The organism is Citrobacter sp. L55 (assembly GCF_002850715.1).
In the GTDB taxonomy this organism is placed as follows: Bacteria; Pseudomonadota; Gammaproteobacteria; order Enterobacterales; family Enterobacteriaceae; genus Citrobacter; species Citrobacter braakii.
In genome coordinates this window covers 84,570-101,866 of sequence record NZ_KZ559410.1, presented here as the reverse complement: position 1 = coordinate 101,866, position 17,297 = coordinate 84,570, and the positions used below count along the sequence as shown (strand labels likewise).

Annotated in this window: 14 protein-coding genes; 5 read left to right on the top strand and 9 right to left on the bottom strand. The window is 52.8% G+C overall.

What is annotated here, in order from left to right; all coding sequences use genetic code 11:
• Positions 1 to 10: 10 nt before the first annotated feature.
• The 5 genes from B9P82_RS20485 to ttrS all read right to left on the bottom strand — a co-directional run bounded on the left by B9P82_RS20485 (position 11) and on the right by ttrS (position 5,934).
• Positions 11 to 2,113 (bottom strand): aldehyde ferredoxin oxidoreductase, encoded by a 2,103-nt coding sequence (locus tag B9P82_RS20485; protein WP_101700841.1) that lies wholly within the window; start codon positions 2,111 to 2,113, stop codon positions 11 to 13.
• A 119-nt stretch (positions 2,114 to 2,232) separates the two neighbouring features.
• Positions 2,233 to 2,859 carry a ferredoxin-like protein gene (locus B9P82_RS20480; protein ID WP_016152920.1) on the bottom strand — a complete coding sequence of 209 codons (627 nt, stop codon included), beginning with the start codon at positions 2,857 to 2,859 and terminating at the stop codon, positions 2,233 to 2,235.
• Positions 2,860 to 3,341: 482 nt separating this feature from the next.
• Complete coding sequence (gene fumD, locus B9P82_RS20475) at positions 3,342 to 3,551, bottom strand: fumarate hydratase FumD (RefSeq protein ID WP_003029345.1); 210 nt, start codon at positions 3,549 to 3,551, stop codon at positions 3,342 to 3,344.
• A 90-nt stretch (positions 3,552 to 3,641) separates the two neighbouring features.
• Entirely contained in the window at positions 3,642 to 4,226 is a 585-nt protein-coding gene (gene ttrR / locus B9P82_RS20470) for a tetrathionate respiration response regulator TtrR (RefSeq protein WP_016156376.1), read from the bottom strand.
• Positions 4,201 to 5,934, bottom strand: a complete 1,734-nt coding sequence (gene ttrS, locus B9P82_RS20465) for a tetrathionate respiration histidine kinase TtrS (protein WP_246842141.1) — start codon at positions 5,932 to 5,934, stop codon at positions 4,201 to 4,203. Before ttrS ends, ttrR begins: the two co-directional genes overlap by 26 nt.
• 227 nt (positions 5,935 to 6,161) lie before the next feature.
• Between ttrS and ttrB the strand changes: the two genes are divergently transcribed.
• The 3 genes from ttrB to ttrA are packed head-to-tail and all read left to right on the top strand — an operon-like array spanning position 6,162 to position 10,983.
• The gene (gene ttrB / locus B9P82_RS20460; protein ID WP_353622613.1) at positions 6,162 to 6,896 is read left to right on the top strand and encodes a tetrathionate reductase subunit TtrB; all 735 of its coding nucleotides are present in this window, start codon (positions 6,162 to 6,164) and stop codon (positions 6,894 to 6,896) included.
• Positions 6,897 to 7,919, top strand: coding sequence for a tetrathionate reductase subunit TtrC (ttrC, locus tag B9P82_RS20455; RefSeq protein ID WP_101700839.1), 1,023 nt, complete (start codon positions 6,897 to 6,899; stop codon positions 7,917 to 7,919).
• Positions 7,912 to 10,983: a tetrathionate reductase subunit TtrA gene (gene ttrA / locus B9P82_RS20450; RefSeq protein WP_101700838.1), complete on the top strand. Its 3,072-nt coding sequence runs from the start codon at positions 7,912 to 7,914 to the stop codon at positions 10,981 to 10,983. Before ttrC ends, ttrA begins: the two co-directional genes overlap by 8 nt.
• Before the next feature lie 74 nt (positions 10,984 to 11,057).
• Here ttrA and B9P82_RS20445 read toward each other — a convergent pair whose 3' ends face one another.
• The 3 genes from B9P82_RS20445 to B9P82_RS20435 are packed head-to-tail and all read right to left on the bottom strand — an operon-like array spanning position 11,058 to position 13,575.
• A complete protein-coding gene (locus B9P82_RS20445) occupies positions 11,058 to 11,870 on the bottom strand; it encodes a MetQ/NlpA family ABC transporter substrate-binding protein (protein WP_003029358.1) in 813 nt (270 codons plus the stop codon).
• Positions 11,871 to 11,891: 21 nt separating this feature from the next.
• Complete coding sequence (locus tag B9P82_RS20440) at positions 11,892 to 12,560, bottom strand: methionine ABC transporter permease (RefSeq protein ID WP_016152914.1); 669 nt, start codon at positions 12,558 to 12,560, stop codon at positions 11,892 to 11,894.
• Complete coding sequence (locus B9P82_RS20435) at positions 12,553 to 13,575, bottom strand: methionine ABC transporter ATP-binding protein (protein WP_016156371.1); 1,023 nt, start codon at positions 13,573 to 13,575, stop codon at positions 12,553 to 12,555. The genes B9P82_RS20440 and B9P82_RS20435 overlap by 8 nt, the downstream gene beginning before the upstream one ends.
• Positions 13,576 to 14,151: 576 nt before the next feature.
• On the opposite strand from B9P82_RS20435, the gene pykF reads away from it, so the two are divergent.
• Together pykF and lpp are read left to right on the top strand one after the other, a co-directional pair.
• Positions 14,152 to 15,564, top strand: coding sequence for a pyruvate kinase PykF (pykF, locus tag B9P82_RS20425; RefSeq protein ID WP_016152912.1), 1,413 nt, complete (start codon positions 14,152 to 14,154; stop codon positions 15,562 to 15,564).
• A gap of 309 nt (positions 15,565 to 15,873) precedes the next feature.
• On the top strand, positions 15,874 to 16,110 hold the full coding sequence (gene lpp / locus B9P82_RS20420; protein ID WP_003029373.1) for a murein lipoprotein Lpp: 237 nt from the start codon (positions 15,874 to 15,876) through the stop codon (positions 16,108 to 16,110).
• A gap of 68 nt (positions 16,111 to 16,178) precedes the next feature.
• Here the strand turns inward: lpp and B9P82_RS20415 are convergent, their stop codons facing one another.
• Positions 16,179 to 17,183 (bottom strand): L,D-transpeptidase LdtE, encoded by a 1,005-nt coding sequence (locus tag B9P82_RS20415; RefSeq protein ID WP_016152911.1) that lies wholly within the window; start codon positions 17,181 to 17,183, stop codon positions 16,179 to 16,181.
• Positions 17,184 to 17,297 lie beyond the last annotated feature (114 nt).

Genomic DNA, 17,297 nt, shown 5'->3' with positions numbered 1-17,297 from the left:
CTCGCATTCCTTACGCCGGCAACAGATCTTGTGCAGCCAAATCAGCGGCTACATCTTCAAGTCCGAGTCGGTTCAGGGTTTCACGCGTTGGGCAACCCAGCTCTGGATCCCAGCCCATTTCCTGATAGAACATCGTCAGCGACTGACGCATATCTTCCCGGTCCATCTTGTCGGTCCCTTCAGTGAAGACCGGGATCTTCGGATCTTTATCAAACACCCAGGAGCAGATGAGATCGTGCTCATTGCGCATATCTTTGGTTTGCATCAATTTGACCGTATAGGCACGGTGCAGGGTAAAGATGCGTTCAGCGGCCAGGTCCAGACTCTCCTGCGTGGTTTCATCGCCGGTGACCGCCTGGAAGAATTTTGCTTCCAGATCCAAATCGCCGCGATAGTTACGGCTCTTGAGTGGTGAAACCGTCATCGGCCACACCCAGTTGCACAGCGTAACCGCGTTATGCAGGCAGACTTTCAGCAGCGTCCATTTGGCATATTTGATCTTGGCAGCATTGATCGGGGTGTAGTTTTTGGTTTCGTCGTATGCATCCTGCGAACCAAATAGCTCGCCCGCCACTTCGCGCTGTAATTTCAGCGGTAAACCGGAACCGATGAAGTTGATATGGGTGTGCGCCATACAGTCACGGTTAAACATACAGTTGGTGATCGCTCCCACCTGTGCAGAGGCCTCGTTTGCATGGTGGACAGGAAAACCAAACGGCGACCACAGTTTATTTTTGGCATAACCCCAGTACTCTTCGCCCAAATTCCAGCGTTCAGCAATGGCATACGATCCGTCCGCAAGATGGCTGAGTTCCCCCACGCGATGCGCCAACCGGTAGTAAAAATCCTTAATAAAATGAGGATCGCCCGCTTCCAGCTGATCCCAGCGGATCTCCGCATACTCTTCAGTTGGCAGTACGCGCTTAAAGACGCCTTTCGAATAGCAGTAAGTAAAATCACGGTGCAACTGCCCGTAGTTACACCAGATGCCATAATCGTCAAACAGGTTCAGGCCAATCAGATTTCCCACCACGCGCCCATCGTCTTTATCGTCGAAATCTTTCGGGCCATTGGGGAAAATGGTGGTGTGGACAAAGTTCGCCACGCAGGTGTTACCGCCGGTACTTGGCACGCCAAAATCTTTCACCCGCGGGACATTGAGCTGCGACATACAGCGAATGGGGCATGAATGGCAGCCGCTCATTTTGACCGTGTATTTCTCAGCGGCTGGCCCCAAATCGAACACGGATTTATAGGTACGGAAACCCACGGTATTCTGGTTACCCGGCGGGATTTCCCCTGTTTCGATTGGTCCCCCTTCTGCCGCGCCCCAGAACAGTCCCTTACGGGCCGTCCAGCGCGAGTTTGGCGAAGAGTATTCTGCCCAGGCCTGGGGGGTGCTTGGCACAACGTGGTTGTTGTTGGCACCGATGAGCTCGGTCATCATGTAATCATTGAGCCGCTTCATCTCTTTACGATCGGCAATATTGACCCCTTTGGTCCCTTCTACCGCAATAGCCTTCAGGTTTTTCGACCCCATTACCGCACCAGTACCGGCGCCTCCGCTGTGGTTGCGACTGTTGATCATGCAGGAGAGCGGCACCAGATTTTCACCCGCCTGACCAATAGCGGCGACGCAGGTTTCCGGGCTGGTAATGCGGCAAATCTCTTCGGTTGTGGCGCGCGTTCCCTTACCCCACAGGAAATCGGCTTTTTCGATGCTGACCTTTTCATCTTTGATATTGATCCAGACAGGCGTCGCGGACTTGCCTTCGATAATAATGGCGTCGTAACCGGCGAATTTCATTTGCGCAGCGAAGAAGCCGCCCATATGAGCATCCACCACTAAATTGCCTTTGGTAAAAGTCGATAAGGAGGTGATATTGACGCGGGAGCTACAAGGGGCACCAGAGCCCGTTAATGGCCCAGTGGCGAAAACCAGTTTATTCCCTTCATCGAAAGGCATGGTGCCTGGCGGAACTTCGTCGTACATAATTTTATAACCAAAGCCCATCCCGCCGACAAATTTTTTAAATTTACTGGAATCTTCAAGGGTGATATTCCCCGTGGTGAGATTGACCCGTAAAATATTACCTGTCCAACCATTAGCCATCATGTTTTCCTTTGCAAGAAGGTTTAATAGATATACCCGCCATCCTTCAGGCAGTTTTTTTTGCAAAACTGCGATATTTTTGGCAATTAATGACGCGTATCAGGCATACCTGCTATCTATCAAACAGTAATATCTTTCCACTCGATAATTTTTAATGCCCCAGTCGGACAAGCATTGGCGCACTCCCCACATAACACACATTTTGAGGATTTTTTTGTTTCGGTATTCACGGTCGCCATCATCCACGGGCAGGCGGTGGTACAAGCACTGCAGCCAATACAACGTTTATGATCCACCGCAATACAGCCGTCTTCCTGCTTCCAGGTAATAGCGCCAATGGGGCAGACCTTCATGCATTGCGGATCTTTGCACTGACGGCAGGTATCAGCGGTATAGTTTAAATCGCCATACAGTCCGCCACCGGACCCGACGCCATCATCGCCAAAGAAGAAGTTGCGATGGATTTTTATACGGGAAAAGAAAGTCCCCACGGCACCATCGTTATAATTGGTACAGGAAATTTCACAGCGGTGGCAGCCAGTACAGCGCGCTCGCTGGGTCACCAGCACCCCTTTCGGCGTATTGATAAGCCCCACGGTACCGCTGTCGATATCTTCCTGCTTACAGCCAAAAAGTGATAACAGTGCAGGGGCGATGGTTAATCCCGCCAAACCTTTTCCTGATATCCGCAGAAATTCAAGCCGCGTTAAACCACAATCTAAAAATGGACGATCAACCTGATTCATTTATTTCGCATCCTCTTCGCAAACGCTGTGTTAGCAACACATCCAGGCTAAATTAAACCCGTGCAGCTCAAGCCATTTCGGGCGGTTAATGTTGCCAACAACACGTAAATTTTTGCCCTAACCTGATCGCGTAAAATGACGGTGGTTAAACTGAATGAATCTAATCCTTTAGGGTTAGGCGTAAAGATAATGTGGTTATTCAGCGCTCATAGTTTTGATCGTCATCAATTAAAAAACGGAAGGGAAATAATAAATGCGGAGTGAGATTTATTATCATTAAGATAAGTTGAAATAATATTTCACATGCTTTGCAAATATTTGTGACTCTACTCGCATATATATTTTAATATATCATTCGGAATATAACTCAATATACAGCGAAGGTTACTCTTCTAATTGCAGCACTAAATTATATATATTGATAAATTAACGTGACGAGAATAAAAGGACGGCGAACGAGACCACCATCCTCTTTTTGTGGATTAACCGGCTAATGCTTTAATGACGGTCTCAATAGCCTGTTTTTCTAACTCGCTGCGCTTCACACGCTGGTTGGCGAGGGTGGTTCTCAGTACTCCCGCAATGACGATATGCTTAGGCTCTTGTCCCAGATCGCGCATTTCCAGCACTACTTTACCGACTACTCTGCACATTTCACGGTACAACTCATCGTCTTTGGTCTGATTTCCCATTTTTCCCGCTCGTCATTAACTCAAACCAACAGCATATACAGTCTGACGGATTAGACAAAATTCAATGAAAATCAAATAAATGTCATAAATTTACTGAATCCTCTGCAGTCGATTAACCAGTTCAGCAAGACTCCCCGCCTGCATTTTTTCCATCACCCGCGCCCGATGAACCTCAACCGTGCGCACGGCAATATTCATGGCATCAGCAATTTCCCGATTCATTAACCCTTTTGCTACCAGTTGCGCCAGCTCTCGCTCCTTTGGCGTAAGCTGCTGATAGCAAACCACGATCTCTTGTCGCGAAAAGGCGGCGTGAGAGATCTGCACTGCATGCTCTAACGCCGCTTGCAGAGGCGCGGCGGAAACCGGCTTTTGCAAAAAATCGACCGCACCGCGTTTCATTTGCTCAACCGCCATCGGCACATCGCCATGCCCGGTGAGAAATACCACCGCCAGCGTACTCTCACGCTGGCGCATGGCTTCATGCACAGCATGCCCATCCAGTACAGGCATACGCATATCCAGCAAAAGTACGCCCACCTGGTGCAGATTTGCCTCGGTGAGGAATGTTTCGCCTTGCTCCCAGCAACACACCTCATATCCCAGACTTTCCAGTAAAAACGCGCAAGCCTGGGTGACGGCAATATCGTCATCCAGCAGATGAATGATTGCCACGACGGCCTCCCTCCGGGTTTTGCTTAAAATGTAATGTCACCACCACGCCCGCTTTTTCATCTGGAGCCTGATGATTTTTGATCTCAATGTCTCCGTTTGCGTAGCGCACCAGCCGCTGACAAATGGCTAGCCCCAGCCCCATTCCCTCTTTACGGGTGGTCATAAACGGCTGAAAAGCCTGGTACAGCTGCACCTCATCAATACCTCCGGCGTTATCCTGCACCTGAATACTCACATCACCATCCTCACGCTGAGCGCTAAACCACACGGTGGTTGCCCCCGCCTGGGCGGCGTTGAGAACCACATTAGCCAGTACCTGTTCGAGGAGAACACTTGGCAACGTTAATGTTAACGCCTTACCGATCTGCGTTTGCAGCGCTACCGCCGGGAATTGCTGTGGCATGCGTAATAATTGCCAGACGTGATGGATAGCATCGTGAACGTTGACGACCTGCCAGTCATCGGTCATCACCGGATTGCCCTGTGCCTGGCTGACCCACTGGCGAAGATTGTGCAGCGTATCAGCCCCCCGCTGCGCCTGGGTATCAATGTGCTCCAGCGCGGGCAGCAGCGGATGCTGTTGATCCTGACTACGCAGGCGGATCAGACAGCCCTGCGCATAATGACGGATAGCCGATAGCGGCTGATTGAGCTCGTGGGCAAAACCCGACGTCATCTCGCCAAGCACGCTCATTTGGCGAGCGGTTTCCAGCTCCTGTTCCTGTTTGCGCAACAATACGTTGTTTCGCTCCAATTGCCAGCCGCGTCGGCGGACCAGCAGCATCACCCAGATGTAATTGAGCGTCAGCAACAACAGTACGAGAGCCGCGGCCCCCATCGCCAGCCGATGTTGAATAAACCAGCTTTTGACATCCAGCCACAACTGGCGCTGCTGCGGATGCTGGCGGACATCGCGCAGCAACGCTTCCACTTCGCGGGTCGAGGCGGGCGCCCCCCAGCGAAACGTCGCGTTCTGCGGCGCATTGAACAGAGCCCGCGTGACGCGATCGGCCAGCTCGTCGCTTACCGCAGGCAGTGCCGCAAATGACCAGTCAGGATAGAGCGGCGTACTGGTTAAACAGGGAATCGACGTAGGATGGTTAAGCACCGCCGTAAAATCTGTTTTACGAATAAGCCCTTCTTCGTCCATTTTTTCCAACAGGCACACCGGCACAATCACCGCCTGCACGGCTTTTTCGCGTAATAAATAGAGTAAGGCATCGGCGGGAAATCCGGTAAACGTCAGGCGCAAATCGCGCTCCGGGCGCAGGCCGGCATCGCTGAGCGCTTTATATCCCAGCAAATAGCCGCCAAATGCCTGAGCATCAATGGCACCCACCGTTTTGCCGATCAGATCGTGTGCGGAGGTTATCCCGCTATCGCGCCTGACGAGGATCGCGCTGCCAATCACATTACTGGTGGCTTTCCCCCCGCGAGTAGAACGGAGTGACGCCAGCCAGCGTAGCGCAGCGCGGCTGTTTAGTTGAACAAATTGCGCCGGATTAGTGACCACAAATTGTACCGTTCCACGATTCACCGCCTCCTGCATCTGCCGCAGGTCCAGCGGTTGAATATGAAACTGTTCGCCGGGAATTTGCTGATTCAACAGGGTTTCCAGCGGCTGCCAGTGATTACGTGTGGAGACCTCCCCACGCATCGCCAAAACGCCAATGTTCCATGTCTGAGCCCTGACCACACCGCTTAGCATCCATAGCGACACCAGCACCGTCAGACATTTTGCTACGTTGCGTCCCACTCAATTATCCCTGTCAATTATGTTGTTTTAGATCAACAACAAGCCGGGTATGTGGTTAACCACAATAGAGTACCCCCCGTCACGATTTTTACACTGTAAATCATCAAGATTCTTTATTCATCACACGCAAACCAACGGCGTGACCAATGTTTCGTTGTTGCATCGTGACGGGAGAAAATATGGACAGCAGTAAACGGCAGTTTCTCCAGCAACTGGGCGTCCTGACCGCTGGCGCATCACTGGTACCCTTGGCTCAGGCGCAATTTCCCTTCTCGCCTGAACGCCATGAAGGCTCACTTCAGCATCGCTACGCCATGCTGGTTGACCTGCGACGCTGTATCGGCTGCCAGGCCTGTACTGTCAGTTGCGCCATTGAAAACCAGACGCCGCAGGGTGAATTTCGCACCCTCGTTAACCAGTACCAGGTGCAGATTGAAGGTCAGCAGAGCGTCACCAACGTCCTGCTGCCGCGGCTGTGCAACCATTGTGATAATCCTCCCTGCGTGCCCGTTTGCCCGGTACAGGCTACCTTCCAACGCGAAGACGGCATTGTGGTGGTCGACAACTCGCGCTGCGTGGGCTGCGCCTACTGCGTGCAGGCCTGCCCTTATGATGCGCGGTTCATCAACCATGAAACACAAACCGCCGATAAATGTACCTTTTGCGTTCATCGCCTCGAAGCTGGCCTGCTCCCGGCCTGCGTGGAATCCTGCGTCGGCGGCGCGCGCATCATAGGCGATATCAAAGATCCGCACAGCCGGATTTCTCAAATGCTGCGTGAACACCATGGCACCATCAAAGTCCTGAAACCGGAAAACGGGACATCACCGCACGTGTTCTATCTGGGTCTGGACGAAGCGTTTGTAACCCCGTTGATGGGACGTGCTCAACCCGCTCTCTGGCAGGAGGTTTAAATGAACCATTCACTGGTTATTGAAGAGGTTCTGGCCCATCCCCAGGACGTAAGCTGGTTACCCTGGGCCGTACAATATTTCTTTTTCATCGGCATTGCCGCCTGCGCCGCGCTGTTCGCCTGCGTGCTTCACTGGCGTAAACAAGAGATGCCGGAGCTGGAAAACCTGACGCTGTTAATCGCCCTGACCTGCGCGATTACCGCGCCGCTGGCGCTGACCGCTGACTTACACCAAACCGCCCGCGTCTGGCATTTCTACGCCTGGCCGACGCCGTGGTCCTGGATGCCCTGGGGCGCGCTGTTTTTACCGCTCTTTACCGGCTTCTTAGGTCTGTGGTTTCTGGCGCAGCATGTTAAACGGTTAACGCTTAAAAGTTACAGTGTCACTAAGTGGCTGGCGATAGGTAGCGCCTTGTCAGCCATCGGGTTGCTGGTATACACCGGCCGCGAAGTGTCGGTAGTGCAGGCGCGTCCCGTCTGGTTCAGCTACGCCTTTCCGGTTGCGATGTTCCTCAGCGCGCTGCAAACGTTTCTCGCCCTGCTCATCGCCGCGACAAAACGCGAGGGAACATTGACCCGCAAACTGGCGTGGGGGCAGACAGTCACCCTGATGGTACTGGCTTTAGTCGTAGTGATATGGGTGAGCGGCAATACGCTTTCCGGTTCGGCTATTCGCCAATGGCTGAACGTTGCCCCGTTAGCACGACACTACGCCATCGGTTGGGTTGCGCTATGGCTTGTTTCGCTTGTCCTGTGCGGGCTGGTGCTCCGTAACCCCTTATTACTGCCGCTGCGCATATTACTTGCATTTAGCGCGATGGCGCTGTGCTGGCTGATGCGCTGGACGTTACTTATCCAGGTGCAGACCGTACCGAAATTTAACGCGCTGTTTAATCCTTATACCCTGCCCGGTGGTACCGATGGCTGGCTGGCCATTGTGGGCACCTTCGGCCTGTGGATAGCACTGATCATTATTGTTCGTGAAGCCCTGAACGCGATCGCAAGGAGAATGCAACATGGCTAATTTAACCCGTCGTCAGTGGCTTAAAGTAGGCCTTGCCGTAGGTGGTATGGTGACTTTTGGCCTGAGTTATCGGGATGTGGCAAAGCGCGCGATAGACGGTTTGCTGGACGGCTCCTCGGGCAAAATTACCCGAGACCGCATCTTTGGTAACGCCCTCATCCCCGAAGCCAATGCCCAGCCGCGCTGGCAGCAGAACCCGCAGCAGGTTATCTCCATGACGCAGTGCTTCGGCTGCTGGACGCAGTGTGGCGTGCGGGTGCGCGTTGACAGCGAACAAGGCAAGGTGTTGCGCATTGCGGGCAACCCCTATCACCCATTGTCTCACGAGCACCATATTGACGCCTCCGTCCCCTTTGCCACCGCAATGGAACAACTGGCGGGCGAAACGGGTCTTGACGCGCGTTCCACGGCCTGCGCCCGTGGCGCAACCTTACTTGAAGGTTTATACAGCCCGTTACGCATTCTCCAGCCCATGAAACGTGTCGGCAAACGCGGTGAGGGAAAATGGCAGCGCATCAGCTTCGAACAGCTGATCAAAGAGGTGGTGGAAGGCGGCGACTTGTTTGGTGAAGGCCACGTTGACGGCTTGCGGGCAATCCATGACACCAACACGCCACTTGATGCCAGGCATCCCGGCTTTGGCCCTAAATCCAATCAACTGCTGGTCACTAATACCAGCGATGAAGGACGTGATACATTTTTGCGCCGCTTTGCATTAAATAGTTTTGGCAGTAAAAACTTCGGCGCTCATGGCGCTTACTGTGGTCTGGCATACCGGGCCGGTTCCGGTGCGTTAATGGGCGATCTGGATAAAAATACCCATGTGAAGCCCGACTGGGACAATGTCAAATTCGCGCTATTTATGGGAACGTCCCCGGCGCAATCCGGTAACCCGTTTAAGCGCCAGGCTCGCCAACTGGCCAGCGCCCGTTTACGCGACGACTTCCGTTACGTGGTGGTGGCACCGGCCCTGCCATTGACCACGGTGCAGGCTGACAATCGCGGCCACTGGCAGCCTGTACGACCGGGAAGTGACTCCGCGCTGGCGATGGGGATGATCCGTTGGATTATCGAAAAACAGCGTTATAACGCCGATTATCTCACCATTCCCGGCGTACAGGCCATGCAGCAGGCCGGGGAAAAAAGCTGGACTAACGCCACACATCTGGTGATTACCGATGAGCTTCCAACCCTTGCCGGACAGCATTTAACCCTCGCGCACCTGAGTGCAAACGCCGCCCAGGAGCCGGTGGTCATTAACGAGGCCGGCGAAATTGTCGCCGCCAGCAGTTGCCCACGCGCGCAGCTGTTCGTCACCCGCCAGGTCACGCTGGCAGACGGTCAGACGGTGACGGTAAAAAGCAGCTTCCAGTGTCTGAAAGAGTCCGCCGGGAAACTAACGCTGACGCAGTACAGCCAGCAATGCGGTGTGTCTGAAGCTGACATTGGCGCCCTGGCCGACGCGTTTACCCGCCATGGCCGCCAGGCAGCGGTGATTACGCACGGTGGAATGATGGCAGGCAATGGATTTTATAACGCCTGGGCGGTGATGATGCTCAATGCGCTGATTGGCAATCTCAGTCTTGAAGGCGGCGTATTTGTCGGCGGCGGCAAGTTCAATGGCGCCACCGACGGTCCGCGCTACAACATGGACAGCTTCGCCGGGAAGGTAAAACCAAAAGGATTAAGCATCGCGCGCAGTAAAACTGCTTATGAGTCTTCCGAAGAGTATCGCAATAAGGTGGCGGCCGGACAATCGCCCTTCCCGGCCAAAGCCCCGTGGTATCCGTTTGTCGCAGGCCAGCTTACCGAACTCCTCGTCTCGGCGCTGGAAGGCTACCCTTATCCACTGAAAGCCTGGATCTCCAACATGACCAACCCGTTCTACGGCATCGCAGGGTTGCGCGGCGTGGCGGAAGAAAAGCTCAAGGATCCTGCGCGTCTGCCGCTGTTTATCGCTATTGACGCCTTTATGAACGAAACCACGGCGCTGGCCGATTACATCGTGCCGGATACCCACAACTTTGAAAGTTGGGGATTCAGCGCCCCGTGGGCCGGCGTTGCCAGTAAAGCCACCACCGCGCGTTGGCCGGTAGTGACAGCGGCAACCAGCAGTACCGCTGATGGTCAACCCGCCTCGATGGAATCTTTCTGTATCGCAGTGGCAAAACGTATCGGGCTCCCCGGATTTGGTGACAATGCGATTACCGATCCGCAGGGCAATCACTATCCGTTGAATCGTGCGGAAGATTACTACCTGCGACTCGCCGCCAATATTGCGTTTATGGGCAAAGCGCCGGTCGCTGAAGCGCAACCGGAAGACATAGCGCTGACTGGGGTACAGCGGATCGTGCCGGTGATGACCCAAACGCTGAAAGCCGATGAAATCAGGCGGGTGGCATTTATCTACTCCCGCGGTGGGCGTTTTGCGCCAGACAACAGCGGGCGGGTTGAGAATCGGATAGGCAATGCGTGGGAAAAACCGCTACAAATCTGGAATGCGGACGTCGCCGCGCACCGCCATGCAATTACCGGCGAGCGCTACAGCGGCTGCCCGGCCTGGTATCCTTCACGCCTGTCAGATGGGCGTGCGGTCGAGGAGTTGTTCCCGGAACAAGAGTGGCCGCTGAAACTGATTTCTTTTAAATCCAATACCATGTCCAGCGCCACGGCGGTGATCCCACGTCTGCATCATCTGAAGCCGGTTAATCTGGTGGCGCTTAATCCGCAGGATGGTCAACGATATGGTTTAGCGCACGGCGATATGGTGCGTATCACCACGCCTGGCGGTCAGGCGCAGGCGCAGATAAGCCTGCTTAATGGCGTGATGCCGGGCGTGATCGCCATTGAACACGGTTATGGGCATAAAGAAATGGGCGCGGCGCAGCATACGCTCGACGGCAAGCCGATGGCATTTGACGCACAAATAAGGTCGGGGATTAATCTCAACGATTTGGGCTTTGCGGATCCTACCCGGCAGGTAGCCAATACCTGGCTTGACTGGGTGTCAGGTGCAGCGGTGCGCCAGGGTTTACCAGCGAGGATTGAGCGAGTGAAACTCTAGCGCCGGATGGCCACGCCAACGCGTTTTATCCGGCCTACAGAACGTCGTAGGCCGGATAAGGCAACGCCAGCGGATCAGTTATTTACCGGGATCACCGCACCTTTATATTTGGTGCGGATCCAGTCCTGGATCTCTTTTGAGTGCAGGACATCAACCAGCGCCACGATATCTTTTTTCTTCTCGTCGCCACGATGCACGGTAATGATGTTGGCATACGGGTTGTTTTCACCACTTTCGACGGCGATAGGATCTTTCACCGGATCCAGCCCGGCGTCGATGGCGTAGTTGGCGTTAATCACCACCGCATCGCCTTCGTCGTTGTTATACATCTGCGGTAACAGCGCGGCTTCCACGTTAGGCAGGAACTTCAGTTTTTTCGGGTTCTCGACGATATCGCTAATGCGCGCGGTGACTTTATCCACGCCCGGCTTCAGCTTGATTACGCCCTCTTTTTCGAAAATCGACAGAATACGGCCTTCTTCAGATACCGCATCGCGCATGATGACCTTGCCGCCTTCCGGCAGATCTTTAAGCGATTTCACTTTTTTCGAATAGATCCCAATTGGCTCGATGTGAATCGCTCCGGCACTGACGAAATCATAGGTTTTATCGCCCGCATGATCTTTAATCACGCTGTTCAGGTACGGAATATGCTGGAAGTAGTTAGCGTCAATCTCACGGCCAGCCAGCGCGGTGTTGGGCAGAATGTAATCCTGGAACGGTTTAATCTCTAAGTCGATCCCCTGCTTCGCCAGAATAGGCTTAGCCTGCTCAAGGATCTCCGCATGCGGCACGTTTGAGGCGCCAACGGTCAGAGTATCTGCCCAGGAGGCAAAGCTCAGGGCGCTTAAGGTTGCTGCGGCGAGTAACGTCAGTGATTTTTTCATGATAATGGTTTCCGTATTTTATTAGCGTTTATCTAACAGAGAGGTGATCACATCGCCGCAAAGCTGGATGATGAAGACAATGAGCAAAATCGTCACCGTCGCCACCAGCGTGACGTCGCTGTGGTTGCGCTGGAATCCTTCCAGATAAGCCAAATTCCCTAAACCACCGGCGCCAATCACCCCTGCCATCGCGCTGTAGCTGACCAGCGCAATCAGCGTCACGGTGATCCCGGACACCAGAGCAGGAGAGGATTCCGGCAGTAAAACCCGAAAAATAAGCGTGCTTAGCCGTGCGCCCATCGAACGCGTCGCTTCAATAACGCCTTTGTCGACTTCACGCAGGGCAATTTCGACCAGACGCGCATAAAACGGTGCGGCCCCTACGATCAGCGCAGGCAACGCGGCATTAGCGCCGAGAATGGTGCCAACCATCGCTTTGGTAAACGGGATCAGCAGCACGATCAGAATGATGAACGGGATGGAACGAAAGATATTCACCACCAGCGAAATAACGCTATACACCGCGCGATTGTGAAACAGTCCGCCGCGTGCGGTCAGGAACAGCGCCAGACCAAGTGCAACGCCCAGGACAAAGGTCGCCGCGCCAGAAAGGACCGTCATGTAGAGCGTTTCCTGGGTTGCTGCCAGCAGTTGCTCCCACTTCAGATGAGGAAACAGTTCTTCAGCCATGGTTGATCACCTCGCCTTCAATGTCGCTCTGGCGCAGATCGGCCAAAATATTGTTCAATTGTTCCTCAGAGGCCACAACGTGCACCCAAAGCTGACCAAATACACCGTGCGCGGTTTGCGTCATCTTGCCGTGTAAAATGTTAAACGGCAGGCCATAGCGCAGAGTCAATTCGCCAACCACAGGCCGATGCGTACGTTGCCCGGTAAACGTTAGCTTGATCACCACACCGCCCAGCTCGCGGGCCAACTGTGGATTAAACTCGTCTTCTTCGGTGTACTGACTCACCTGACGAACGAACTGTCGGGTGATCGGCTGCTGCGGATGGGTAAAGACGTTGAGCACGTCGCCTTCCTCAACGACCCTGCCGTTTTCCATTACCGCGACGCGATCGCAGATTTTGCGTACCACGTGCATTTCATGCGTGATCAGCACAATGGTTAATTTGAAGCGGCGATTAATATCGAGCAGCAAATCGAGGATTTGATCGGTAGTTTGCGGATCCAGCGCCGAAGTGGCTTCATCACACAGCAGAACGTCAGGATTGTTCGCCAGCGCACGGGCAATTCCTACCCGCTGTTTTTGCCCACCGCTAAGCTGGGACGGATACGCATTTTCACGACCGCTCAGCCCCACCAGCGAAATCAGTTCAGCAACTCGCGCTTTAATTGATGCTTTTGGCGCTCCAGCAATTTGCATAGAGAACGCAATATTTTCACTAACCGTTCGTGACCACAGCAAATTGAAGTGTTGAAACACCATGCTGATTTTCAGTCGCGCCTGACGTAAAGATTCCCCACGGGCGGCAGAGATATCGTGGCCGTTAATCGTTACGCTGCCTGAAGTCGGTTTTTCCAGACCATTAAGTAAGCGTATTAAGGTGCTTTTCCCCGCCCCGCTGTAACCAATAATTCCGTAAATCTGTCCCTGTTCAACCGTCAGGTTGACGTTATCGACAGCGGTAATGGCAAGCCTGCCTGGCGTAAACACTTTCGAAATATTTTTCAGGACAATCATGTCGTTTAGGTATCCGCTGCTGCTTATTGTTCTGCTGCTAGCGCTTTTAGCTGTTTAGCAGTATGGATGTCCAAACGAGTGTAATCAGTGAGATTGGCTTTTAAAATGAATTAAAACGCATTTGATATAACTTTTAGAAATATGTCGACTTGGTCGGCGTTATACACAAAAAGTCAGGGATTGGGATGACAATTACACCTTGTTGCGCAACAAATGCTGCTGCGAACAACCTCTTTATCCATACCTGGAAACAAATTAATGAATATTTTCTGTAAAACTGCACAGAAGTGTTTTGAAACGCTGTTTCCATTTTCCTTTTTGATAATTTTCAGCGTATAATGCGCGCCAATTGTCTCTTGAATGGTTTCAGCACATTGACCTGTAAAACTCAACGACTACAAAACTCACCATCCCGTTGGGCTGAAACACAAGCACACATTCCTCTGCACGCTCTTTCGATGTCACCTATCCTTAGTGCGAGGCATCACAACTTTCGTAACTCAGGTTTAGCTTCCCGTCCGTGCGCGGCGGGAGCCAGATTTCCATATCCTTCTCAACTTAAAGACTAAGACTGTCATGAAAAAGACGAAAATTGTTTGCACCATCGGTCCGAAAACCGAATCCGAAGAGATGTTAACCAAAATGCTGGACGCGGGCATGAACGTCATGCGTCTGAACTTCTCCCACGGGGACTATGAAGAACACGGTCAGCGCATCAAGAATTTGCGCAACGTCATGAGCAAAACCGGCAAGAAAGCCGCAATCCTGCTCGACACCAAAGGTCCGGAAATCCGTACCATCAAACTGGAAGGCGGTAACGACGTTTCCCTGAAAGCGGGCCAAACCTTCACCTTCACCACCGACAAATCTGTCGTCGGCAACAACGAAATCGTTGCTGTTACTTATGAAGGCTTCACTAAAGATCTGTCCGTCGGCAATACCGTTCTGGTTGACGATGGTCTGATCGGCATGGAAGTTACCGCTATCGAAGGTAACAAAGTTATCTGTAAAGTGCTGAACAACGGCGACCTGGGCGAAAACAAAGGCGTTAACCTGCCGGGCGTTTCCATCGCGCTGCCAGCACTGGCTGAAAAAGACAAACAGGACCTGATCTTCGGTTGCGAGCAAGGCGTTGACTTCGTTGCAGCATCCTTTATCCGTAAACGTTCTGACGTCGTTGAAATCCGTGAGCACCTGAAAGCGCACGGCGGCGAAAACATCCAGATCATCTCCAAAATCGAAAACCAGGAAGGCCTGAACAACTTCGACGAAATCCTCGAAGCATCTGACGGCATCATGGTTGCTCGTGGCGACATGGGCGTTGAGATCCCGGTTGAAGAAGTTATCTTCGCGCAGAAGATGATCATCGAAAAATGTATCCGTGCACGTAAAGTCGTTATCACTGCGACCCAGATGCTGGACTCCATGATCAAAAACCCGCGTCCGACCCGCGCTGAAGCCGGTGACGTAGCGAACGCCATCCTCGACGGTACTGATGCAGTCATGCTGTCTGGCGAGTCTGCAAAAGGTAAATACCCGCTGGAAGCCGTCACCATCATGGCAACCATCTGTGAGCGTACCGACCGCGTGATGACCAGCCGTCTGGACTTCAACAACGACAGCCGCAAACTGCGCATCACCGAAGCCGTTTGCCGTGGCGCGGTTGAAACTGCAGAAAAACTGGATGCTCCGCTGATCGTTGTAGCAACCCAGGGCGGTAAATCTGCTCGCGCAGTACGTAAATACTTCCCGGATGCCACCATCCTGGCGCTGACCACCAACGAAACTACCGCGCGTCAGCTGGTGCTGAGCAAAGGCGTTGTTGCACAGGTAGTTAAAGAAATCAGCTCTACCGATGATTTCTATCGTCTGGGTAAAGAAGTCGCTCTGGAAAGCGGTCTGGCTCAGAAAGGTGACGTTGTGGTGATGGTTTCCGGTGCACTGGTTCCGAGCGGCACGACCAACACGGCATCCGTTCACGTGCTGTAATAATTCCAACGCGAATTAATTTGCTTAAAAAAGCGCCCTGGTGGCGCTTTTTTTATTTTATCGATAGCTACAATTAATAAAAAATCAAATCGGATTTCACTATCTAATCCGTGATTATCTAAGATGAATCCGATGGAAGCTTTCTGTTTTCACTCGGGTTTTTAGCCGTTTTTGCACAATTCGATGCTTCTTTGAGCGAACGATCAAAAATAAGTGCATTCCCATCAAAAAAATATTCTCAACATAAAAAACTTTGTGTAATACTTGTAACGCTACATGGAGATTAACTCAATCTAGAGGGTATTAATAATGAATCGTACTAAACTGGTACTGGGCGCGGTAATCCTGGGTTCTACTCTGCTGGCAGGTTGCTCCAGCAACGCTAAAATCGATCAGCTGTCTTCTGACGTTCAGACTCTGAACGCTAAAGTTGACCAGCTGAGCAACGACGTGAACGCAATGCGTTCCGACGTTCAGGCTGCTAAAGATGACGCAGCTCGCGCTAACCAGCGTCTGGACAACGCAGCTACTAAATACCGCAAGTAATAGTATCTGTGTAATAAAAATGGCGCACATTGTGCGCCATTTTTTTTGCTCTGAATTTCCCTTCCCTGTTATTGCGTAGCACGCACCTCTGCATCCTCTCCCGGCACGCCATTCTGTGCAGACTTCACTTCCGCGCCATTGCTTACGACCGACGCTTGCCCGGCCGTTACGGTGACCGGATAGCCGGCACGACGATACAAGGCTCTTTCCACCAAACTATTATCCACGGCTTTATTGTCTTTAAACTGGGTAAAACCGGCTGGCAGCACATACGGCATGGTCTGGACGTTTTGCTCCTCCTCCGGCGACAGCGGTCGATGCACCTCGACATAGCGCATTCCGTTCGGCTCTATCGAATATTTTATCGGCTCATTAATCACCCGAACCGGCGTTCCTGTCCGGACCTGAGCAAACAGTGCTTTGATGTCCGGCGCGTTCATGCGAATACACCCAGAACTTACGCGCAGTCCCACGCTGTCCGGCGCACTGGTGCCATGGATCAGATATTCACCGTTTCCATGCGCCAGACGCAGTGCAAAGCGTCCTAACGGGTTATTTGGCCCGGCAGGCACTACCGGCGGTAATGTTATGCCGCGCTCCAAAGAGCGTTTACGGATGCCTGCTGTAGGGGTCCAGGTCGGATTCGGGATTTTCTGCCCAACCCGGGTTTCCATTACCGGCGTTTCCAGCCCCTGCAAACCGATACCAATTGGGAAAACCTGAACAATATTCTCTCCCGGCGGGAAGTAATACAGACGCAGTTCCGCCAGATTCACAATAATGCCTTCTCGTGGTGCATCCGGTAGCAGTAATTGCGAGGGAATAGTAATCAGCGTTCCGGGTTTAGGTACGGGGGCAATAGTATTATTGGCTTCAAGGATCAGCATTGCGGCGGTATCAAACTTACGGGCAATCGCCTGTAGGTTTTTATCGCCTTCCTGCACGGTGTAGGTTTGATTTTGCCCAACAAGACGGCTGTTCGCCTGAGGCAAAGGATAATCGACCGCCCATGCGGCCTGAATAGCGCTGTAAGCGCCGATTAGCATTAACGTAATAACAGACGCGCGTTTCATACTCACCCCCCTGGCGTTCCTGCCGGACGGCGTCGAGCGCCCGATCCGGCCTACGAGTCACTGCGTTGCACTACCTCACTCTTTCACGTCGAGCTGAAATTGACGTGTTTTATC